We start from the raw sequence: 19849 nt of genomic DNA, 5'->3' as shown, positions 1-19849 counted from the left end.
GGCACAGAATGTCTTCATTCGGGTTTTCAGTTTTGTTCGTCGTTTTCTTCGTGCTGACCATGGTGCTGCGCACCTGGCTGGCCGCGCGCCATATCCGGCACATCGCGCGCCATCGCGCCAGCGTGCCGGCCGAGTTTGCACCAAAGGTGCCGCTGGCGGCGCACCAGAAAGCGGCCGACTATACCGTCGCAAAGACCCGCCTCGGCCTGGTGGGCATGCTGTGGGGCGGCGCGGTCCTGATCGGCTTCACCTTGCTGGGCGGCCTGCAGCTGCTGTCGCTGGCCCTGTTGCCCCTCACCGGGCCTGGACTGTGGCACCAGCTGGCGCTGGTGGTGGCCTTCGGCGTCATCTCCAGCCTGCTCGACCTGCCGCTGGACTGGTACCGCCAGTTCGTGCTGGAACAGCGCTTCGGCTTCAACAAGATGACGCCCGGCCTGTGGTTCACCGACCTCATCAAGAGCTCGATCGTCGGCGCCGTCATCGGCCTGCCGCTGCTGTGGGTGGTGCTCACCCTGATGGACAAGTCGGGCGACCTGTGGTGGTTCTATACCTGGCTGGTGTGGAGCGGGTTCCAGCTGCTCATGATTGCGATCTACCCGAGCGTGATCGCGCCGATGTTCAACAAGTTCACCCCGCTCGAAGACGCCAGCCTCAAGCAGCGCATCGAGAGCCTGATGGCGCGCGTCGGCTTCGCGTCGCGCGGCCTGTTCGTGATGGACGGCAGCAAGCGCAGCGCCCACGGCAACGCCTATTTCTCGGGCTTCGGGCGCGCCAAGCGCATCGTGTTCTTCGACACCCTGCTGTCGCGTCTCGAGCCGCAAGAGATCGAGGCCGTGCTGGCGCACGAACTGGGCCACTTCAAGCTGCGCCACATCGTCAAGCGCGTCGCCGTGATGTTCGCCATGTCGCTGGCCTTCCTGGCCCTGCTCGGCTACCTGAAGGGCCAGGCCTGGTTCTATACGGGCCTGGGCGTGCTGCCCTTCATGAACGCCTCCAACGACGGCATGGCCCTGGTGCTTTTCGTTTTAGTTCTGCCGGTGTTCACCTTCCCGCTGGCGCCGCTGTCCTCGATCACCTCGCGCAAGCACGAGTTCGAAGCCGACGCCTTCGCGGCCCGGCATACCGATGGCCGCCACCTGGTGTCGGCCCTGGTCAAGATGTACGAGGACAACGCCTCCACCCTCACCCCGGACCCGCTGCACTCGGCCTTCTACGATTCGCATCCGCCGGCCTCGGTGCGCGTGAAACACCTGACGCTGGCGGGCGCATGAAGCTGGAGCATCGCGACTGCATCCGCAACGCCAGGGCGCTCGATCCGTGGGCGATCGACGCCTTGCTGAACGACGTGCCCGGCTGGACCGCGATCGACGGCATCCTGTTGCGCGAATTCCGCTCGCCGGACTACCGCGCCACCATCGCCCTCGTGAACGCGGTGGCGCAGGTCGCCGAAACCCAGGACCACCATCCGGAGCTGACGGTCGGCCATGCGACCTGCAGGGTGAGCTGGACCACCCACTCCGCCGGCGGCGCCCTGACCGAAAACGATTTTATCTGCGCCGCGAAAGTGAATGCGCTTTATCTTGAAATGACCAGCGCATGAGCGACTTAGTTACCCCCCTGACTGGCACCATCATCGCGGCCCACGGCCGTCACTACCTGGCCGACGTGGACGGCGAAAAGCTGCAATGCGTCACGCGCGGCAAGAAGACCAACGTCGCCGTGGGCGACGTGGTGCACCTGAAGCGCACCTCCGCCGACCAGGCGGTGATCGAAAAGATCGCCGAGCGCACCACCCTGCTCTACCGCTCCGACCAATACAAATCGAAGCTGCTGGCGGCGAACATCTCGCGCCTGTTCATCGTCGTCGCCACCGAGCCCGGTTTCACCGACGACCTGGTCTCGCGCGCGCTGGTCGCCTGCGAGGCGGCCGGCATCGAGGCCCACCTCATCCTGAACAAGCTTGATGTCGCAGACCTGCTGCCGCGCGCGCGCGAACGCGTTGCGCCGTATGCCGCGCTGGGCTATCCGGTGCACGAGGTATCGGCCACCGGGCAGCCCGAACAGACCGTGGCGACCCTGGCGCCGCTGCTCGAAGGCCACTCGTCGATCTTCATCGGCCAGTCCGGCATGGGCAAGTCGTCGATGATCAACCTCTTGGTGCCGGACGCCGACATCGCGGTGCGCGAAATCTCGGCCGCGCTCGACACCGGCAAGCACACCACCACCTTCACCCGCCTGTACCGGCTGCCCGGCGCGGATGGGAAGACGTCCACGATCATCGATTCGCCCGGCTTCCAGGAATTCGGCCTGTACCACCTGACCGAAGGCATGCTGGAACGCGCCTTCGTCGAGTTCAAGCCCTATCTGGGCGGCTGCAAGTACTATAACTGCCGCCACCTGGCCGAACCGCAGTGCGCCGTGCTGGATGCGGTCGCAGACGGCAAGATCGCGCGCATGCGCCACGAGCTGTATGCGCAGCTGTTGCACGAATCGGCGCAGACCCTGTATTGAAGACCAGGTACTGAAGACTATACTTTCCCTAACGAAAAGAAAAACCCCTTATAATTCAAGGGATAACATTCGAGTAGACCCCACTATGCCAGGCACCACTCCGATCAAGCACTTCCTGCAGTTCTCCGACTTCACGCGCGACGAGTTCGAATACGTCATCAAGCGCGCGGCGATCATCAAGCGCAAGTTCAAGGCCTACGAGGTCTATCATCCGCTGGTCGACCGCACCCTGGTGATGGTGTTCGAAAAGAGCTCGACCCGCACCCGCCTCTCGTTCGAGGCCGGCATGCACCAGCTGGGCGGCGCCGCCATCTACCTGAACACCCGCGACAGCCAGCTGGGCCGCGGCGAGCCGGTCGAAGACGCCGGCCAGGTGATGAGCCGCATGTGCGACATCATCATGGTGCGCACCTTCGGCCAGGACATCATCGAACGCTTCGCCGCCAACTCGCGGGTCCCGGTCATCAATGGCCTCACCAACGAACACCACCCCTGCCAGGTGCTGGCCGACGTGTTCACCTTCTGGGAACACCGCGGCTCGATCGCCGGCAAGACCGTGGCCTGGATCGGCGACGCCAACAATATGCTGTACTCGTGGCTGCAGGCGGCCGAGGTGTTCGGCTTCCACCTGAACGTCTCGACGCCGAAGGGCTACGAACTGGATCCGAACCTGGTCTCGACCTCGCGCTACACCCTGTTCGACAACCCGTCGGACGCCTGCGCCGGCGCCCACCTGGTCAATACCGACGTCTGGACCAGCATGGGCTACGAAAAGGAAAACGCAGAACGACTGAAGGCCTTCGACGGCTTCATCGTCGACGAAGCCAAGATGGCGCGCGCGGCCAGCGACGCCCTGTTCATGCACTGCCTGCCCGCGCACCGCGGCGAGGAAGTCTCGGCCGGCGTCATCGACGGCCCGCAGTCGGTGGTCTGGGACGAAGCCGAGAACCGCCTGCACGTGCAAAAAGCCCTGATCGAGTACCTGCTGCTCGGTCGTATCGAAGATAATTGATTTTTTCACCCACTGAAGCTTGATCGTTGGCCGTTCATCGCCCTGCCGGGCGGTGAACCTGTGCGCCAGCTGACCATCTCTCCTCTACCATCCCTCCATCACTGGAACTCCCATGAGCGACATCAAGAAAGTAGTCCTTGCCTATTCCGGCGGTCTCGATACCTCCGTCATCCTGAAATGGCTGCAGGACAATTACAACTGCGAAATCGTCACCTTTACCGCCGACCTCGGCCAAGGTGAGGAACTGGAACCGGCGCGCGCCAAGGCGCTGAAGTTCGGCATCAAGCCAGAAAACATCTACATCGACGATGTGCGCGAGGAGTTCGTGCGCGACTTCGTGTTCCCGATGTTCCGCGCCAACACCGTGTACGAAGGCGAATACCTGCTGGGCACCTCGATCGCGCGTCCGCTGATCGCCAAGCGCCTGATCGAGATCGCCAACGAGACCGGCGCCGACGCCGTCTCGCACGGCGCGACCGGCAAGGGCAACGACCAGGTGCGCTTCGAGCTGGGCGCCTATGCGCTGAAACCCGACGTCAAGATCATCGCCCCATGGCGCGAATGGGACCTGCTGTCGCGCGAAAAACTGCTGAAGTACGCGGAAGACGCCGGCATCGCGGTCGACATGAAGCACAAGAACGGCGGCGCGCCGTACTCGATGGACGCCAACCTGCTGCACATCTCGTTCGAAGGCCGCCACCTGGAAAACCCGAGCGCCGAAGCCGAGGAATCGATGTGGCGCTGGACCGTGTCGCCCGAGCAGGCGCCGGACGAAGCCGAGTACCTGGACATCGAATACGAAAAGGGCGACATCGTCGGCCTGAACGGCAAGCGCCTGTCGCCGGCCGCCGTCCTGACCGAGCTGAACCGCCTGGGCGGCAAGCACGGCATCGGCCGCCTCGACCTGGTCGAAAACCGCTACGTCGGCATGAAGTCGCGCGGCTGCTACGAAACCCCGGGCGGCACCATCATGCTGCGCGCGCACCGCGCAATCGAATCGATCACGCTGGACCGCGAAGTGGCGCACCTGAAGGACGACCTGATGCCGCGCTACGCTTCGCTGATCTATAACGGCTACTGGTGGGCGCCGGAGCGCGTCGCGCTGCAGACCCTGATCGACCACACCCAGCAGACCGTCAACGGCTGGGTGCGCATCAAGCTGTACAAGGGCAATGTGATCGTCGTGTCGCGCGATTCGAAGACCGACTCGCTGTTCGACATGAACATCGCCACCTTCGACGAAGACGGCGGCGCCTACAACCAGGCGGATGCGGGCGGGTTCATCAAGCTGAACGCGCTGCGCATGCGCATCGCGGCCAAGGCGCGCGCGAAACGCGGCCAATAAAGGTCGACCGAACCGGCTTCACAGCCGGCTTCGCAGCCGGTTTCAAACCAATCGGGAAGCCGCCTTCGGGCGGCTTTTTTTCGTCCCGCGTCCGCGCTAGAATTGGCCACCATGAGCGCCGACGACGTCCTTCCCTGCCTGAGCTGCGGAGCGTGTTGCAAGAGCTACCGCGTGTCCTTCTACTGGGCCGAAGCCCTCGACCTCGGCCTGCCCGACGCCATGACCGAGCAGGTCACGCCGCATATTTCGTGCATGAAAGGGACCAATGCTTCCCGCCCCTATTGCATCGCACTGGGGACCGGCGATGCCGGGCCGATGGCTTGCGGCGTGTATGCGCAGCGGCCGTCGGCGTGCCGCGAGGTCGAGGTCGGGGATGGCAAGTGCAATGGGGCGCGCGAGCGGCATGGTCTGCAGCCGCTGGCCGCCCTCATGCCTAGATGAGCGGCCGGCGGTCATCACGCCGGAGCGCTCAGCGCGGCTCCCATCCCGCCCACAGCTTGCGCTCGGTCGCATCGAGGTCGGACTGCACGCGCAGCTTCGGCCTGGCGTCGAACACCATCGTGGGGCGCTTGGCCAGGTCGTAGGCCGGCCAGGCCGGTGCGCCGCTGGCGGCCGGGCGGCCGGTCTTGATGAACGAAAGCCACTGCCCGAACATCACCTCCTTCAATTGCTCGGCCTCCGGACCGACCGGGCCCAGGTGCGGCGCGGTCGAATCGTGCAGATTGTCGAACACCAGCGCCAGTTCCGAACCGTGGACCGCGTAGCCTGCCTTCTCGCCGCTGGCGAACGGCATGTCGAGGCGGTAGACGTAGGCCTTGCCGCCGCCCTTGGCCTGCGCCTCGGCCATGCGCACCGTCGGGATCCAGTATTCCACTGCGCTCAGGGCCTTGTAGCGCCGCTGGGCATCGTTCAGGCCGGGGAAGGCTTGCGGATACTTCGAAAAGACCTTGTCGAATTCGGCCAGCGACAGGTTGGCCAACTCGCGCCCTTCGATATTGCCGTTCATGGTCTTGGCCGGCCCGAAGAAGGCGTTCTCGTCGCGCGTGGTGCCCATGATGACCGGGATGTCGCGCGCGGCGCCTTGCGCCAGGGCCGCCACCGGCAGCAGCGGCATCGTGACGCCGTCGACCACGCCACGGAACGGATACTTGTACGCGTTCTCGGCGATCAGCTTGACCTGGGCCGCCAGCAAGTCCTTGGCCGGCAAGGTGGTCAGCTCGCGCGCACGACGCTTGTCCAGGCCGGCGCGCGCCAGGATGCCTTCGGTCACCGCGCTCGCCATCGCCGGAGTGGCCAGGGTCTGGCCGCCGCCGCTCTGGCTAATCGCGCCGTGGAACAGGCCCTTGGCGGCCGGCATTGCCAGCAGCGAAACCACGTTCTTGGCGCCAGCGCTCTGGCCGCCGATCGTCACCCGCTTCGGGTCGCCGCCGAATGCTGCGATGTTCTTCCGGATCCACTCCAGGCCCTTGACCTGGTCGAGCAAGCCGTTGTTGCCGCTGCCGGCGTAGTCCTTGCCCAGCACGCTGCTCACGTCCATGAAGCCGAACACGCCCACGCGGTAGGCGACCGAGACCACCACCACGCCCTGGCGCGCCATGTTGGCGCCGTCGAACACCGGCATGCTGGTGGTGCCGGCCACGTTGCCGCCCCCATAGATGTAGACGTAGACTGGATGCGGGCCAGGCGTCTTCGGCGTCCACACGTTCAGGTACAGGCAATCCTCCGAATATTCCGGGCCGACCGGCACGTACTTGCTCGGCCCGATCGGCATCTGGATCGGCGCCTTCGGGAAAGCCTTCGCTTCCAGCACGCCGCTCCACGGCGGCGCCGCCTGCGGCGCCTTGAATCGCAGCGCGCCGACCGGCGGCTGCGCATACGGGATGCCGAGGTAGCGCGCGACGTCGCCGCCGTCCTGGCCGCGCAGCGCGCCGGACGGGGTGCGCAGTTCGGGCGTCGGGTCGGTGAACGCGGCGGCCCAGGCGGGCGCCTGCAGCAGCAGGCCGGACGCGAGAAGGAGTTTGGCGCCGGTGGTCAGGAACAGTCGTTTGGAATTCATGTCAGCCTTCATGGTCTTGGTCGTGGATCGAAAAGTCAAGGCGCTCACTGGATGCGCGGGAAATTGAACAGCGCGCCGAGGTTGGCGTTGATGCGCACGCCCAGCACCAGCGCATCCTGGATGTCGCGCGGGTAGTTCGGCGTCACCCGCGAATCGGGCTTGTGCAGGTACTGGATGTTCGGCGCCACCGTCACGCCCGGCGCCAGCGCGTAGCTGTAGGCCGCCTCGAGCACGTATCCCTCCGAGTTCACCCGGCCGGCGCCGCCGCCCAGCGCACGGCGCTCGCTCAGGAAGGCGACCTGCTTGTCCGGCATCTTGAGGGTGCTGGCGACGACGCCGAAGGTGTCGCTGTCGCGGCCGGCGAAGGTGCCGGTCTTGACCAGGCCGACCTTGGCCGTGTACTTGATCGCCTCGGCGTCGCTGCGGTTATAGACCATGCTGGCGAACATGGCCAGGTTGCGGCGCGACTTCAGGTCGGGCCGCGACAGCACCTGATCGCCCATGATGTAGATGCCGTTGCCGTGGCGGTGGGTCAGGCGGGCGCCGCCGTAGCGGGTGAAAGAGCGCCCTTCCGTGTTCAGGTAAACATCGTTGCGCGCCGCGTCGAGGTACCAGGCGCCCAGGCGAATGCGGCCCGGCATCGGATCGTTGTGGAAGTCGGTCTCGTAACCGGTCTCCAGCATGTAGTTCTGGCCCGTGATGCGGCTCGAACTGAAATCCCACAGGTGGGTGCCCGCGTCCAGCGTGGCCGGGTCGATCGAGAACGAACCGGCGTGCACATAGGTCTTGTCGCTGGGACGGTAGCTGATCCGCCCGCCCCAGGTCGACAACGGAGCCAGGACGGTGCCGGACGACTGGCTGAAGCCATACAGCGCGCCGCTGTGCGCATGGTTCTGGAACAGGGTCGAGAACGGCGACTTGGCGAAGGTCTGGAAGGCGCTCATGCGGCCGATCGAGAACGCCAGGTCGTTCTTGTTATACAGCGAAAAATTCTGGTGAAAGCTCAGGTCGAGGAAGCGAAACAGCGTGAACGGCGCCGAGTTCTCCTGCGCCGAGGTGCCGCCGCCGATGTAGAAACTGGTCAGGCTGCGGCTCTTGATGCCGATGATGGTGGCCTGGATGCGGCCACCGCTCCAGCCCACCAGCTTGTCGAGGTCGAAGTCGGCGCCGCCCACCACGTATTGCGACGCGGTGGCGCCCTGGTCGATGCCGCCGCTGGGGTTGGCCGCCAGCTCCATGTTCAGCAACAGGCGGGTATAGATGCCGCGCTCGGCCAGCGCGGCCAGCACGCCGCTGTCGGTGGGCTGTTGCGGCACGTTCTTGCGCGCGGCTTCGGTGGCGGCCGCGGCGTCGGTGGCGCCGGCGCGCGCCGGATTCGGGGCCTGGGCCCAGGCCGCGCCGGCGCCCATCGCACAGACCAGGGCGCAGGCGCCGGAAAGGCGCAGTCGGTCACTTCTACTCATCTTCTCACTCCATCGTTGTCATCATCGGAAACGGTTCGAGAACGTCGGGCCGCTCAGGGCAAGGCGGCGGTGGCCTCGATCTCGATCAGGAAATCCGGCAGCGCCAGCGCCGCCACGCCCACCACCGTGTTCGCGGCCGGCTCGGCGCCGTCGTAGAAGGCGGCGATCTCGGCGCAGATCGGCCCCAGCTGCTCGGGATCGTGGTTGACGATGTAGGTGCGCAGGCGCACCACGTCGGCCGGGGCGGCGCCGGCCGCGGCCAGCACTTGCTTCAGGTTGGCCAGCGCCTGGCGCGCCTGGGCCACCACGTCGGCGCCTCCGACCAGCTGGTACTGGCCGTCCCAGGCCACCTGGCCGGCCAGGTGCAGGGTGCGGCCGGGCTGCTGCTCGACGGCGTGGGAAAAGCCGAACGGGACGCTGGCGTACATGGTGTCGGGGTTGATGGCGCGGCGGGTCATGGGATGCTCCTGGTTCGATTGCGGTTGATGGTCGGGATGCGGACGGGGATTCACGCGGCGCCTGCGCCGTGCTGGCACAGTTCGAAGATGTTCCCCCACGGGTCGCGGAAATAGCGGAAGGCGGAGCCGGCGGTCGGCCCCTCGTCCAGGGCGATGCGCTCCATGACGGTGCAGCCGTTCGCCAGCAGCACCGAGGCTGACGCTTCCAGGTCGTCGACCTCGATGCCGAGATGGTGGCCGCCGACGTGGTTGCCCGGCGGCGGCGCGCTGCCGCCGCCCTGCGGGCGCCCGTACTCGAACAGCTCGAGGCGGAAGCCGTCCGGGAATTGCAGCATCGCCAGCCGCAGGCGCGCATCCGGGATGCCGAGATGGGCCTCGGTCCAGTCGCGGCCGCGGGCGTCGCGCGGGATGTCGGCCGCATCCAGCGGCCCCATGGCATAGAGCAGCGTGACGCCGAACACGCGGCGGTAGAAATCGATGACGGGTTCGAGTTCGGCGACCGTCCAGGAGACGTGGTCGATGCGACGGAAACTGATAAGTGCCTGGTTCAAGGCGTGACCTTTCCTGACGCGCGGGCGTCATGCGTGAACAACGGTGGATTGAAGGAGCGGGGTCGAGGCGGCGCACCCGGCGCCGCCTCGCAGGTTCAGGCGGTGACCGGCCTGGCCGCCGACGGGGTGGACGCGGGCGCCGCCGGCTGGCCGGGCCCGAGGGCCAGGCCGGCGCTGCCCGGCGCCCTGGTCACCAGGCTGACCGCGACCATCACGGCGGCATTGATGGCCATCGCCAGCAGGCCCGGTTCCCAGCCCGGCAGGGTCGCCGCCCAGTAGCCCTTGGCGAATGGCGCGACCAGCGCGGTGAAGCCGGCGACCACGCCGCAGATGACGCCGACGGCGGTGGCGCGGCGCCACAGGAAGGCCAGGAACACGCCCGGGGCCAGCATGCCGATGGCCGAATAGGCGTTGAGCAGGATCGACATCAGCGAACCCTTTTGCAGCAGCGAGACCGCGACCGCGACCAGCGCGAAGCCGACTACCGAGATGCGCGAGAGCAGCAGCGCCTTGCGTTCGCCCAGGTGCGGCGCCAGCGGCGTGACCACGTTGCGGGTGAAGATCGAGGCGGCGGTGAGCAGCAGCACCGACCCTGGCGCCAGCGCCAGCAGGAAGCCGGTGCCGGCCAGCAGGCCGATCACCCACTCCGGGTACTGGTTCGACACGAACTGCAGCAGGGCCGCGTTCATGTTGCCGCCGGGCGGCTGGGTGCCCGCCACCAGCGCACCCATGCCGAGCACGATGATGAAGAAGAAAGCCAGCGAATAGATCGGTTGCCAGATGGCGTTGCGGCGGATCGCGGTCGGGCTGTGGGCCGAATACGAGATCTGGAACAGGTGCGGGAACACCCAGTTGCCGAGCGCGATGTTCAGGGCCGACGTGATCAACCAGATGCCGGTGGTGGTCGCGTTGGGGTCGATGCCGGGCAGCTTGGTGATGCCCGGATAGCTCTGCTCGGCCAGGGTGAACACGTCGAGCAGCGAACTGGCGCCGACTTTGTCGGCCAGGGTCCAGGCCAGGATCACGACCAGCACCACCATCAGGATGTCCTTGATCGCCGCCGCGTAGGCTGCCGAGCGCAGGCCGGCGAACAGCACGAAGGTCACCATCACCAGCCCGGCCAGCAAGTGGGAGACCAGCGGCGAGACGGCGTCGCCGAAGGTGAGCGCGACCACCAGGCCGAGGCTCACCAGCTGGATCTGCACGTAGACGATCAGGGCGCCGATGCCGACGACGCCGGTGACCACGCCCAGCCACGGCGCCTCGTAGCGCGCGGCGAAGAAGTCGGCCTGGGTCACCAGGCCGGCGCTACGCCCGGCGCGCCAGATCTTCGGCATCACCAGGTAGCCGATGGCGTAGGACAGCGACACCGAACAGAAGGCCAGGTAGGCCGGCGCGCCCAGCGCCCAGGCATAGCCGGCGATGCCGAACACGGCGAAGGTCGTGTAGATCTCGCCGGCATTCATGAACCAGAACAGCAGCGTGCCCATTCCACGGCCGCCCAGCGCCCAGTCGGCGACGGTCTTGTTGCGGGTCCTGGCGCGGCCGAAGCCGATGGCGCCGACCACGGTCGCCAGCAGCAGCAGGAGTACGATGGTCAGTTTCATGCGTGCCCCTTCAGCTGCGCCGGCGCGCCCTCGCTGGCGGCGATGGCGGCCATGAAGGCCTCTTCTTCGTCCTGCACGCCGGCGCGGCGGTCGAGCTCGAATACCAGCGCGAACAGCACGGCGGACAGGATCACGCCGGCCATCTGCCAGGCCATAGGGAACGGCAGGCCGAATGGCTTGTAGCTCACATCGTTGACGAAAGGCGCCATGCCGAGCTGCCAGACGAAGGGCAAGGTCAGCAGCCACAGGTGGCCTCGGCGGATCACCCGAGTGGGTGCGGCGGTATGCGAATCGGACTTCATGACGGGACCTTTTCAATACGATGAGATGTTTGTGCAGCCAAACTGCACAACGAAACTTATTTTAAGAAATGTGCGAAGTCAATATTTTTGAACAGGATTGTCATATTCCGTCTCAAAACGAGGTAAACGCCACAAATCTATGGCGAACAGCAAATAATTGACAAGGTTCACATCAGGTGAAATAATCAAAAAGCGTGAAGTAATAATGCACGAATGCCCCGGATTGGTGCGCGCCATGGTGCATGCGCCCCGGATGTACACGATGAGGAGTTCCTGTGATTGGTAAACGTCTGCATGACCTGCGCGTGGCGCGCGGCCTGTCCCTGCGCGGGCTGGCCGAGATCGCGGGCGTCTCGCCGACCCTGCTGAGCCAGGTCGAGCGCGAAGTGACCGAGCCCAGCCTGACCACCCTGCGCAGCCTGAGCGCGGTGTTCGGCGAATCGATGTCGGCCCTGTTCGCCGATCCCGGCGCGCCGGCGGTCTGGCACAGCCGCCCTGGCGAACGCACCACCCTGATGGGTCCGAAGGGCGGCGTCAGCTACGAACGCCTGACCCGCGGCAATGGCCAGATGGAGGTGTTGCGCGCCGTGTTCGCGCCCGGCCAGTTCTCGGCCGAGGACGGCCTGCGCCATCCTTCGCTGGAGTGCGTGTACGTGATCACAGGCATCCTGACCGCCGAGATCGCGGGCACCGTCCACACCGTGGCGGCCGGCGAGAGCATCACCTTCGACGCCCAGCAGTCGCACCGCTACCGCAACAACGGGGACAAGGATGCCGAAGTGATCGTGTCGATCACACCGCCCGTGCCCTGACCCGCACATCGTTTTCGCACCTGCCGACCTGGCTGCGCCGCGCGCGGCCGGCGGCCCGCGCTCGCCCTTTTTTTGAATGGAATGGGACCACCATGAACCGCAACGACATCAACTGGACCGGCTACATCCCGGCCATCACCACCCCCTTCACCCGCGACGGCGCGATGGCGTGGGACGACCTGGCCGCGCAACTCGAGTGGTACGTCGAGCAGCGCATGCACGGCGTGGTCCTGGCCGGCACCTCGGGCGAGTGGTTCAGCATGAGCGAGGCCGAGCGCGCCCAGTTGTTCGCCGAAAGCGCGCGCGCCATCGACCGCCGCATCACCGTGCTGGGCGGCTGCAATGCCTATACCGCCGAGGAAGCGATCCGCCATGCGCGCGCCGCCGAGAGGGCCGGCCTGGACGGCATCCTGCTGACCCCTCCCCCGTACATGGTCCCGAGCCGGCGCGAACTTGTCCAGTTCTACCAGGACGTCTCGGACGCCACCGACATCCCGATCTGCGTCTACAACTGGCCGCGCGGCTGCGTGGTCGATATGGACACCGAGCTGCTGGACGAGATCAGCGACATCGACCACGTGGTCGCGATCAAGAACTCGACCCCGAACTTCGCCGGCTTCCTGGAAGGCCTGTATGCGCTGGGCGAGAAGGTGCGCTACTTCAACGTGCCGACCTCGGAACTGGGCGCCGACCTGGTCTCGATCGGCCGCGGCGACGGCCTGATGGGCGCCGGCGGCGTGCTCGGCGCCGACCACCCCGATTTCTGGCGCCTGATCGACAAGGGCGATAGGGACGGCGCGGTGGCCCTCGGTGCGCGCGACCGGGTCATCATGAAAGCCTGGTTCAACAAGGACTTTGCCGGCAACTTCGGCAGCGCCCAGGCGATCCTCAAGACCGCCCTGCGCCTGCGCGGCGTGCCGGCCGGCTACGTGCGCCGCCCGCTGCTGGACCTGACCCCGCAAGAGGTGGAACGGGTGCGCGCCACGCTCGAAAGCCTGGGGCTCGAAACCGGCGCCGCGTGAACCGGCCGCACGTCCCCATGAGCAGCCGCCCATCCGCGAGCGTCGTCGACACCCTGGTGATCGGCGGCGGCCTGCTGGGCAGCGCCGTGGCCTATTACCTGGCGCAGGCCGGCAGCCGGGTGCTGCTGGCCGAGAAGGGCCAGATCAACCGCCAGGCCTCCGGCCAGAACGCGGGCAGCCTGCACTTCCAGCTCGAATACCGGATGATCGAGAACGGCCTGGAAGCGGCGCGCAAGGCGGCCGAGGCGATGCCGCTGCACCTGCACGCACAGCAGGCCTGGGCCGGCCTCGAGCAGGAGCTGGGCAGCCCGCTGGGCGTGGTCCAGCATGGCGGGTTCATGGTGGCCGAGACCGCCGAACAGGTCGAGCGCCTCGGCCGCAAGGTCGCACTCGAGCAGTCGAGCGGCCTGGTGACCGAGCTGCTCGACGGTGCCGAGGTGAGGCGCCGCGCGCCGTATCTCGGGCCGTCGATCCTGGCCGCGGCCTTCTGCCCCACCGAAGGCAAGGCCGACCCGCGCCACTGCAGCCTGGCCTATGCCAATGCCGCCGCGCGGCTCGGCGCCGAATTGCGCACCGCCTGCGGCGTGGCTGCGCTCGCGAAGGCCGCCCACGGCTGGAACGCCACCCTGGGCGACGGCGCCAGCGTTCGCGCCTCCACCATCGTGATCGCGGCCGGCGCCTGGTCGGGCCGAGTCGCGCAGATGGCCGGCAGCGTGCTGCCGGTGAGCCCGGTCGGGTTGACGATGACGGCCACCGCGCGCAGCGCGCCGCTCGTGTCGCACCTGGTGCAGCATGCCGGACGGCGCCTGTCGATGAAGCAGACCCGCGAAGGCAACGTCCTGATCGGCGGCGGCTGGCCGGCGCGCCTGCACCAGGAGCATGGCCTGGTCGACCTGGAACGCAAGCCCGACCTGCTGCTGTCTTCGCTGGCCGGCAATATGGCCGCCGCCGCCGCCGTGGTGCCCGGCGTCGCCCACCTGCCGGTGCTGCGGGTCTGGACCGGGATGACGGCCCTGGTCGCCGACCAGCTGCCCCTGATCGGCGAAGTGCCGCGCGCGCCCGGCGCTTTCATCGCCACCGGCGGCTCGGCGTTCACCCTCGGCCCCACCTACGCCCGCGTGCTGGCCGACAAGGTGCTCGGCAAGCCGCCCGCCTTCGACGTCGGCCGTTACGACCCCAACCGATTCGCGAGCCTGACCTTTGTTTAATTCCATTCGCATCCAGCCAGAACGCGGCGAGGCCTTGCGCCCGGCGCCAGTCACCATCTTCGTCGACGGCGTCCCGACCGCCGCCCATCCGGGCGAGACCGTCGCCACCGCCCTGATGGCGGCCGGCGGCGTGCGCTTTCGCACCACCGCGCGCGGCGCGCCGCGGGCGCCCGTGTGCAATATGGGCGTGTGTTTCGAGTGCGTGGTGACGGTCGACGGCCGTCCCGGGACGCGCGCCTGCATGACCCTGGTCGCGGCCGGCATGCGGATCGAGAGCACATGACATGAATATCGAAAACAATCAGAATTACGACTTGCTCGTGGTCGGCGCCGGCCCGGCCGGCCTGTCGGCGGCGCTGGAGGCAGCCGGGCGCGGCCTGAAGGTGGCCGTGATCGACGAGCAGCACGCGCCGGGCGGCCAGATCTTCCGCCAGCCGCCGGACCGCTTCCAGCTGCCGGACGGCGGTCCCGCGCCGGCCTACCCCTTCGGCGCCGAACTGCTGCGGCGCGCGCGCGCCGATACCCGCATCGCCTGGCACTACGGCGCCACCGCCTGGGGCGTGTTCCGTGAGCCGCAGCAGGCGCGCTTGCGCGTCGGCATCGGCAGCGGCGACGCCGGCGCGATGCTCGACGGCCGCGCGCTGCTCATCGCCACCGGCGCCTACGACTTGCCGGTGGCCTTCCCCGGTTGGACGCTGCCCGGCGTGATGAGCGCCGGCGGCGTACAGACCCTGCTCAAGAGCCAGTTCCTGCGTCCGGGCAAGCGCTTCGTGCTGGCCGGTTCGCATCCCCTGCTGCTGCTGGTGGCCGACCTGCTGCTCAAGTCGGGCGCCACCGTGCTCGAAGTCGCGATCGCCCGCCCGCGTCCCGGCCTGGGCGAGCTGCTGCGCGGCTGGCGCGCCCTGCCTGGCCACCTCGGCCTGATGCTGCAGGCCACGCGCGCCGTGTGGAACCTCAAGCGCCACCGCGTGCCGCTGCGCTTTGGCAGCATGATCAAGGCCGCATCCGGCGGCGAGGCGGTCGAGGCGGTGACCATGCAGGACGTCGACCGCAGCTGGCAGCCGCTGCCCGGCACCGAGCGCCGCCTGGAGGCCGATACGCTGGTCGTCGGCTATGGCTTGCTGGCCTCGACCGAGCTGGCGCGCCAAGCCGGCTGCGCCGTCGACTACGGGCCACGCGAAGGCGGGTGGATCGTGCGGCGCGACGCCACCATGCGCAGCAGCGTGGACGGGATCTGGGTCGCGGGCGAACCAGGAGGCGTCGGCGGAGCCGAACTGGCCCACCTCGAAGGCCGGCTGGCGGCGCTGGACGTTGCGCGCGCGCTGGCGGCGCCCGCGCAACGTCCGGCGGACGCTGAGCTCGACGGCGTGCGGCGCGCGATTCGCAAGGCGCATCGCTTCAGCGACGTCGTCCTCGATTTCTTCGCGCCGGACCTGGCGGCGCTGGCGCGGCTGGCCAGCGGCGACACCCTGGTCTGCCGCTGCGAGGAAGTCGGCGCGGACGAGGTGCGCGGCTTCCTGCGCGCGAACCCGCACGTGAGCGACGTCAACAGCGTCAAGCTGGCCTGCCGCACCGGTATGGGCATGTGCCAGGGCCGCTACTGCCAGCACACGACCGCACAACTGCTCAGCGAGGCGACCGGCAAGCCGGTCGAACGCCTCGGCCACTACACGGCGCGCGCGCCGGTCAAGCCGGTGTCGGTGATCGCCCTGGCGAACCTCAAGTAAGCGGCTACAACAAGCCGAGCGCCTGCAGGGCAGCCTTCCCCAGCGGCACCCGCTTGGCGGCGACGGTGTCGTCAGTGATGTCGACGTTCAGCGCGAACGCATACACCTTGCCGTCCTTCTCGACCCAGCCGACCCACCAGCCGATCTGGTTCTTGCGGTCGTCCGGCATGTACCAGCCGGTCTTGGCGTAGAGATTGGCGTGATCGTCCTGGCGCACGATCTCGCGCACCGCCGCCATCGCGGCTTTCGGGAACGGCAGCTTGCCCTGCGCCAGCCGGCCCAGAAAGCGGGTCTGTTCGAGCGCGCTGATCTTCAACGGACCATCCAGCCAGAAGGCATCGATGACGGACCCGGCATCCATATTGCCGTAATCGAGCCGGCGCAGGCCTTCGCGCATGCGCGGCATGCCGATGCGGCGCGCCAGCTCCTTGTACACCGGGACGTTCGATATCCTGATCGCCTCGCGCAGCGGCATGTCCCTGGCCCATTGCGGCAGATAGGTCGGCCCGCCGCCGTACGGCAGCACTTCGTCGACGCTGGAGACGGCGCCGGTGGCCAGGCCGATCAGCGAATTGGGAATCTTGTAGGTCGACGCCGGGACGTAGCGGATGGCGGCGCGCTGGCGGTCGTGGCCCACGTATTCGCCAGTGGCGACGTCGTGCACGACGAAGGTGCCGGTTACGCCCGCCTGGTCGAACATCTCGGCGATCTTCGCATCGTCACGCCAGACGATGGCCGGCATCCCGGCTTCCTCTGCCAGCGTCTTTTGCAGCCGCGCTCGGCCCTTGTCGGCATAGGCGCGGCAGGCGCCCTTGTCGACGAAGGCCGCGTTGCCCAGCAGGGCGCGCTGCGCGTGGCGCTGCCACAAGCCGCTGCCTTCCGGGTGGCTTGACACCAGCACGTCGCACGGCAGCGCCGCGACCTTCGCGATCGAGCGCTCGATGTCGCCGCGCGCGTTCGGGTAGGCCGGGTCGCCGCTGTAGCGGAACGCCCCGGCGCCGATGGCATTCAGGCTGTCGGCGTACACCATGTTCACCCGCTTGCCGCCATCGCCCGAGGTCCAGGTCCAGGTCGAGCCGCCCTGGGTGTGGCCGGGCGTCGCATGCAGGGTGACGGCCAGCGGGCCGACCTTGACCGTCTCGCCGTCGCGCACGATGCCGACCCTGGCCACCGGCGCCATCTCCGGCAGATCGGCATATTGCGGATCGCCGCGGCTGGCCTTGCCGGTGCGCAGGACCGGCGCCGCGGCGGCAGTTGCCTTGACCTGCGCGCCGGACAGTCGCTGCAGCTCGGCGATCCCGCCCGCGTGGTCGAAGTGCTCGTGCGAGTTGAGGATGATGCGGATATCCTCGACCTTGAAACCGAGCTTGCGGACATTGGCCGCGATCTGACTCGCCGCCTCCGGGATGGCGCCATCGATCAGGATGTGCCCCTCCTTCGACGTGATCAGCACGGAACTCAGGCCGCGCGTGCCGACGTAATAGCTGTCGCTCGACAAGGCGAACGGTTCCTGCGGCGTGTTCCAGTCGTCGGCGGACGCGGATTGCATGCACGTGACGAGTCCAGCCGCGGCCAATGCCAGGCTTGTGATCTTCATGAAGGGTTCCTCAGGGTGGGTTCAGAGCGCGTCCAGCCTTGACGGCAGTTCGCGCAGGAAGGCTTCTTTCAATCGCGGTCCGGCCGCGCGATCGGGGTGCTGGCGGTCGAGGATCAGGCGCGCGAACACGATCGTGCGGCCATCCCTGCGCGCCCAGCCGACGAACCAACCGTAGGAGCGCGGCGGATCTTGCGCGCCCTTGGGCTGCTCCAGCACCGCGGTGCCGGTCTTGGCGTACACGTCCCAGCCGTTCGGCAGCGCGGGCAGGCGCAACAGCGTCTCCGTCATGTCGTATGCGTGCGGATTCAGACCCAGTTCGCGGTTGACGACCTTGCGCAGGAAGGCCGCCTGCTCCTGCGCCGAGATCTGCAGCGAGGAACCGATCCAGGCATCGGCGACGCCGCCCGACAGGTCCTGGTTGCCGTAGTCGAAGCGCCGTACGTATGATTGCAGGCCATCGAGCCCGAGGCGCGCCGTGACCTGCTGCGCGTACCACACGGTCGAACTGCGGATCCAGCTCGTCGGGTCGGTGGTGGCGCGCCAGGCCGGCAGCCAGTCGATATAGCCCGGCTTGAACGGCAGCGCCGGGGTGTGGGCGTCGACCAGGATGCCGGCGTCATAGCCGAGCAGGCTGACGGCGATGTTGAAGGTGGAGGCCGGGGTGGCGCGCACGTCGCAATCGCCCTCTTCGACCAGGCGCGCGCCGCTCGCGGCGTCGAGCATCAGCGTGCAATCGGGACTGGCCGGCGGATTGCTCCAGGCCAGCGCGGGCTGCAGCGCCAGGTTGCCGCCAAAAGCCAGCGCCAGGATCGCGAGCCCCGCGCCGCGCGCCCAGGCCGCGTGCCGCGCCGCGCCGGGCTTGCGGATCAGTTCAACGCGGGCCGCCAGCGTATCGGGACTCACGCCGCCGAATGCCAGTGCCCCATGCACGACACGGTGCTGCATGCGCAGCTGCGCGAGCAGCGCGGCGGCATAGGCGCGGCGCTCAAATGACGGCCGGCCGCGCAGCACGTCGCGGTCGCAGCCGAGTTCCTGGGCCCAGGCGAGTTTGTCGCGCAGCAGGCGCATGGCGGGATTGAACCAGCACAGCGCCTGCAGCGCGGCGCCCACCGTCAGCCACCACAGGTCGCCGCGGCGCCAGTGCGTCAGTTCATGGGCCACGATCAGCTCGCGCTGCAGCGGGTCGATGTCGCGCAGCCCACGCGGCAGCAGCAGGCGCGGCTTGAAGGGGCCGACCAGCATGGGCGGTATCGGGGCGTCGACTTCGATGACGGCAGGGTATGCCGGATGCGCCTGGGGCGCGCCGCAGCGCAGCAGGCGCTGCACGATCCGCTGGCCGCGCCACAGCCGGCCGAGCGTCCAGGCGAGGCCGCAGGCATAGACCGACGCCCAGGCCCAGGCCAGCCATGCCAGCCAGGAACGTTCACCCGCGATGGAGGCCGGCACACCGGCGGCGAGCCCGGGCGGCGCCAGCGCGGCGGGCAGGCTTGCCGCCGCGGCGCCCACGTCGACTTCGAACACCGGATGCATCGGCGCCTGCTGCGCCGGGGGCGCGAGCAGCAGGAGGAAGGTGGCCGCGATCGCGACTTGCCCCAGCAGCCACGTGGAGCGCTGCATGCCGAGCGCCGGCAGCGCGCGCCGCGCCAGCCACGTCGCGCCCCATACCGCCAGTCCCGCCGCCAGGCAGCCGGCGCCGGCGAACAGGAAGCGGATGACCAGCTGGTCGAGCGGGTTCATGGGGCGCCATCCTTGTCATCGGGCCAGTCGTTGAGAAGCTGCTCCAGGCGCGCCAGCTCCGCATCGTCGACCAGCTTGCTGCCGGTGAACATATTGACCGGCAGCGGCGTGTCGATTTCCATCACGCGCCGGCCGAAGTCGTGGGCGAAGGCGGCCAGGGTGTCGACCTTGTCGCTCACCGCCTCGTACACCTGCACGCCATGGCGCAGCTCCTGGCGCACCATGTTCTTCTCGAGCATGCGCTCGAGCGTCTTGCGGGTCGACGAATACGACCACGCCAGCTCCTCGACCACGGCGTCATGGATTTCGCGCGCGCTCAGGGGCTGCCGGCGCCACAGGGCTTTCAGCAGGCTCAGTTCGGAAATCGAGGGGACGGCCATGGACAACACTCCGGAATGCGACGATAGCCGCAATCATGCGACAAGTGTCGCATTACTGTCA

The 19849-nt window shown here is 67.9% G+C and carries 20 protein-coding genes and 1 pseudogene; 11 read left to right on the top strand and 10 right to left on the bottom strand.

The features are described 5' to 3' along the window. Positions 1–8: 8 nt before the first annotated feature. From HMPREF9710_RS20050 to HMPREF9710_RS20025, 6 genes are all read left to right on the top strand, one after another. Positions 9–1271: a M48 family metallopeptidase gene (locus tag HMPREF9710_RS20050; protein ID WP_005669390.1), complete on the top strand. Its 1263-nt coding sequence runs from the start codon at positions 9–11 to the stop codon at positions 1269–1271. Then, positions 1268–1600 (top strand): 4a-hydroxytetrahydrobiopterin dehydratase, encoded by a 333-nt coding sequence (locus tag HMPREF9710_RS20045; RefSeq protein WP_005669388.1) that lies wholly within the window; start codon positions 1268–1270, stop codon positions 1598–1600. Before HMPREF9710_RS20050 ends, HMPREF9710_RS20045 begins: the two co-directional genes overlap by 4 nt. Then, on the top strand, positions 1597–2511 hold the full coding sequence (rsgA, locus tag HMPREF9710_RS20040; RefSeq protein WP_005669385.1) for a ribosome small subunit-dependent GTPase A: 915 nt from the start codon (positions 1597–1599) through the stop codon (positions 2509–2511). The genes HMPREF9710_RS20045 and rsgA overlap by 4 nt, the downstream gene beginning before the upstream one ends. 85 nt (positions 2512–2596) lie before the next feature. Further along, a complete protein-coding gene (argF, locus tag HMPREF9710_RS20035) occupies positions 2597–3523 on the top strand; it encodes an ornithine carbamoyltransferase (RefSeq protein WP_005669384.1) in 927 nt (308 codons plus the stop codon). A gap of 112 nt (positions 3524–3635) precedes the next feature. Continuing rightward, positions 3636–4868, top strand: coding sequence for an argininosuccinate synthase (locus HMPREF9710_RS20030; RefSeq protein WP_005669383.1), 1233 nt, complete (start codon positions 3636–3638; stop codon positions 4866–4868). Between the two features lie 111 nt (positions 4869–4979). Then, complete coding sequence (locus HMPREF9710_RS20025; protein ID WP_005669382.1) at positions 4980–5309, top strand: YkgJ family cysteine cluster protein; 330 nt, start codon at positions 4980–4982, stop codon at positions 5307–5309. A 28-nt stretch (positions 5310–5337) separates the two neighbouring features. Here the strand turns inward: HMPREF9710_RS20025 and HMPREF9710_RS20020 are convergent, their stop codons facing one another. From HMPREF9710_RS20020 to HMPREF9710_RS19995, 6 genes are all read right to left on the bottom strand, one after another. Next, positions 5338–6924 carry a carboxylesterase/lipase family protein gene (locus HMPREF9710_RS20020; RefSeq protein WP_005669380.1) on the bottom strand — a complete coding sequence of 529 codons (1587 nt, stop codon included), beginning with the start codon at positions 6922–6924 and terminating at the stop codon, positions 5338–5340. A 44-nt stretch (positions 6925–6968) separates the two neighbouring features. Then, positions 6969–8387, bottom strand: a complete 1419-nt coding sequence (locus HMPREF9710_RS20015; protein WP_005669379.1) for a carbohydrate porin — start codon at positions 8385–8387, stop codon at positions 6969–6971. 53 nt (positions 8388–8440) lie between these two features. Continuing rightward, positions 8441–8845, bottom strand: a complete 405-nt coding sequence (locus HMPREF9710_RS20010; RefSeq protein ID WP_005669377.1) for a RidA family protein — start codon at positions 8843–8845, stop codon at positions 8441–8443. Positions 8846–8895: 50 nt separating this feature from the next. Then, the gene (locus tag HMPREF9710_RS20005; RefSeq protein WP_005669376.1) at positions 8896–9396 is read right to left on the bottom strand and encodes a VOC family protein; all 501 of its coding nucleotides are present in this window, start codon (positions 9394–9396) and stop codon (positions 8896–8898) included. Between the two features lie 95 nt (positions 9397–9491). Further along, positions 9492–11003, bottom strand: a complete 1512-nt coding sequence (locus HMPREF9710_RS20000) for a sodium:solute symporter family protein (RefSeq protein ID WP_005669375.1) — start codon at positions 11001–11003, stop codon at positions 9492–9494. Then, positions 11000–11305, bottom strand: coding sequence for a DUF3311 domain-containing protein (locus HMPREF9710_RS19995; RefSeq protein ID WP_005669374.1), 306 nt, complete (start codon positions 11303–11305; stop codon positions 11000–11002). The genes HMPREF9710_RS20000 and HMPREF9710_RS19995 overlap by 4 nt, the downstream gene beginning before the upstream one ends. Before the next feature lie 275 nt (positions 11306–11580). Between HMPREF9710_RS19995 and HMPREF9710_RS19990 the strand changes: the two genes are divergently transcribed. From HMPREF9710_RS19990 to HMPREF9710_RS19970, 5 genes are all read left to right on the top strand, one after another. Further along, positions 11581–12117: a helix-turn-helix domain-containing protein gene (locus HMPREF9710_RS19990; protein ID WP_005669372.1), complete on the top strand. Its 537-nt coding sequence runs from the start codon at positions 11581–11583 to the stop codon at positions 12115–12117. A 92-nt stretch (positions 12118–12209) separates the two neighbouring features. Beyond that, positions 12210–13139, top strand: coding sequence for a dihydrodipicolinate synthase family protein (locus HMPREF9710_RS19985; protein WP_005669371.1), 930 nt, complete (start codon positions 12210–12212; stop codon positions 13137–13139). A 17-nt stretch (positions 13140–13156) separates the two neighbouring features. After that, positions 13157–14347, top strand: a complete 1191-nt coding sequence (locus HMPREF9710_RS19980; RefSeq protein WP_005669370.1) for an NAD(P)/FAD-dependent oxidoreductase — start codon at positions 13157–13159, stop codon at positions 14345–14347. Further along, positions 14340–14630 carry a (2Fe-2S)-binding protein gene (locus HMPREF9710_RS19975; protein ID WP_005669369.1) on the top strand — a complete coding sequence of 97 codons (291 nt, stop codon included), beginning with the start codon at positions 14340–14342 and terminating at the stop codon, positions 14628–14630. The genes HMPREF9710_RS19980 and HMPREF9710_RS19975 overlap by 8 nt, the downstream gene beginning before the upstream one ends. A gap of 1 nt (position 14631) precedes the next feature. Next, positions 14632–16074 (top strand): FAD-dependent oxidoreductase, encoded by a 1443-nt coding sequence (locus HMPREF9710_RS19970; protein WP_005669367.1) that lies wholly within the window; start codon positions 14632–14634, stop codon positions 16072–16074. A 4-nt stretch (positions 16075–16078) separates the two neighbouring features. Here the strand turns inward: HMPREF9710_RS19970 and blaOXA (HMPREF9710_RS28945) are convergent, their stop codons facing one another. The 4 genes and pseudogenes from blaOXA (HMPREF9710_RS28945) to HMPREF9710_RS19950 all read right to left on the bottom strand — a co-directional run bounded on the left by blaOXA (HMPREF9710_RS28945) (position 16079) and on the right by HMPREF9710_RS19950 (position 19788). Further along, on the bottom strand, positions 16079–16816 hold the full coding sequence (gene blaOXA / locus HMPREF9710_RS28945) for a class D beta-lactamase (protein WP_040777551.1): 738 nt from the start codon (positions 16814–16816) through the stop codon (positions 16079–16081). Positions 16817–16834: 18 nt separating this feature from the next. After that, positions 16835–17623 (bottom strand): annotated as a pseudogene (gene bla, locus HMPREF9710_RS28940) (subclass B3 metallo-beta-lactamase); the annotation flags it as partial. 69 nt (positions 17624–17692) lie between these two features. Continuing rightward, on the bottom strand, positions 17693–19408 hold the full coding sequence (gene blaOXA / locus HMPREF9710_RS19955) for a class D beta-lactamase (protein ID WP_005669363.1): 1716 nt from the start codon (positions 19406–19408) through the stop codon (positions 17693–17695). Then, positions 19405–19788, bottom strand: coding sequence for a BlaI/MecI/CopY family transcriptional regulator (locus tag HMPREF9710_RS19950; RefSeq protein WP_005669361.1), 384 nt, complete (start codon positions 19786–19788; stop codon positions 19405–19407). The genes blaOXA (HMPREF9710_RS19955) and HMPREF9710_RS19950 overlap by 4 nt, the downstream gene beginning before the upstream one ends. Positions 19789–19849: the final 61 nt, after the last annotated feature.

This window comes from Massilia timonae CCUG 45783, assembly GCF_000315425.1.
Taxonomy (GTDB): domain Bacteria; phylum Pseudomonadota; class Gammaproteobacteria; order Burkholderiales; family Burkholderiaceae_D; genus Telluria; species Telluria timonae.
The sequence above is the reverse complement of the archived record's forward strand: the minus strand, read 5'-3'. Positions and strand labels throughout refer to the sequence as shown.

Bases quoted from the DNA above. Each gene is read 5' to 3' on its own strand.
- argF (WP_005669384.1), top strand. From the start codon at position 2,597: ATGCCAGGCACCACTCCGATCAAGCACTTCCTGCAGTTCTCCGACTTC.
- HMPREF9710_RS20045 (WP_005669388.1), top strand. From the start codon at position 1,268: ATGAAGCTGGAGCATCGCGACTGCATCCGCAACGCCAGGGCGCTCGAT.
- HMPREF9710_RS19980 (WP_005669370.1), top strand. From the start codon at position 13,157: ATGAGCAGCCGCCCATCCGCGAGCGTCGTCGACACCCTGGTGATCGGC.
- HMPREF9710_RS19950 (WP_005669361.1), bottom strand. From the start codon at position 19,788: ATGGCCGTCCCCTCGATTTCCGAACTGAGCCTGCTGAAAGCCCTGTGG.
- HMPREF9710_RS20015 (WP_005669379.1), bottom strand. From the start codon at position 8,387: ATGAGTAGAAGTGACCGACTGCGCCTTTCCGGCGCCTGCGCCCTGGTC.
- HMPREF9710_RS20030 (WP_005669383.1), top strand. From the start codon at position 3,636: ATGAGCGACATCAAGAAAGTAGTCCTTGCCTATTCCGGCGGTCTCGAT.
- HMPREF9710_RS20025 (WP_005669382.1), top strand. From the start codon at position 4,980: ATGAGCGCCGACGACGTCCTTCCCTGCCTGAGCTGCGGAGCGTGTTGC.
- blaOXA (WP_040777551.1), bottom strand. From the start codon at position 16,816: ATGCCGGCCATCGTCTGGCGTGACGATGCGAAGATCGCCGAGATGTTC.
- blaOXA (WP_005669363.1), bottom strand. From the start codon at position 19,408: ATGAACCCGCTCGACCAGCTGGTCATCCGCTTCCTGTTCGCCGGCGCC.
- HMPREF9710_RS20020 (WP_005669380.1), bottom strand. From the start codon at position 6,924: ATGAATTCCAAACGACTGTTCCTGACCACCGGCGCCAAACTCCTTCTC.
- HMPREF9710_RS19985 (WP_005669371.1), top strand. From the start codon at position 12,210: ATGAACCGCAACGACATCAACTGGACCGGCTACATCCCGGCCATCACC.
- HMPREF9710_RS20010 (WP_005669377.1), bottom strand. From the start codon at position 8,845: ATGACCCGCCGCGCCATCAACCCCGACACCATGTACGCCAGCGTCCCG.
- HMPREF9710_RS20000 (WP_005669375.1), bottom strand. From the start codon at position 11,003: ATGAAACTGACCATCGTACTCCTGCTGCTGCTGGCGACCGTGGTCGGC.
- HMPREF9710_RS20050 (WP_005669390.1), top strand. From the start codon at position 9: ATGTCTTCATTCGGGTTTTCAGTTTTGTTCGTCGTTTTCTTCGTGCTG.
- rsgA (WP_005669385.1), top strand. From the start codon at position 1,597: ATGAGCGACTTAGTTACCCCCCTGACTGGCACCATCATCGCGGCCCAC.
- HMPREF9710_RS19970 (WP_005669367.1), top strand. From the start codon at position 14,632: ATGAATATCGAAAACAATCAGAATTACGACTTGCTCGTGGTCGGCGCC.
- HMPREF9710_RS19995 (WP_005669374.1), bottom strand. From the start codon at position 11,305: ATGAAGTCCGATTCGCATACCGCCGCACCCACTCGGGTGATCCGCCGA.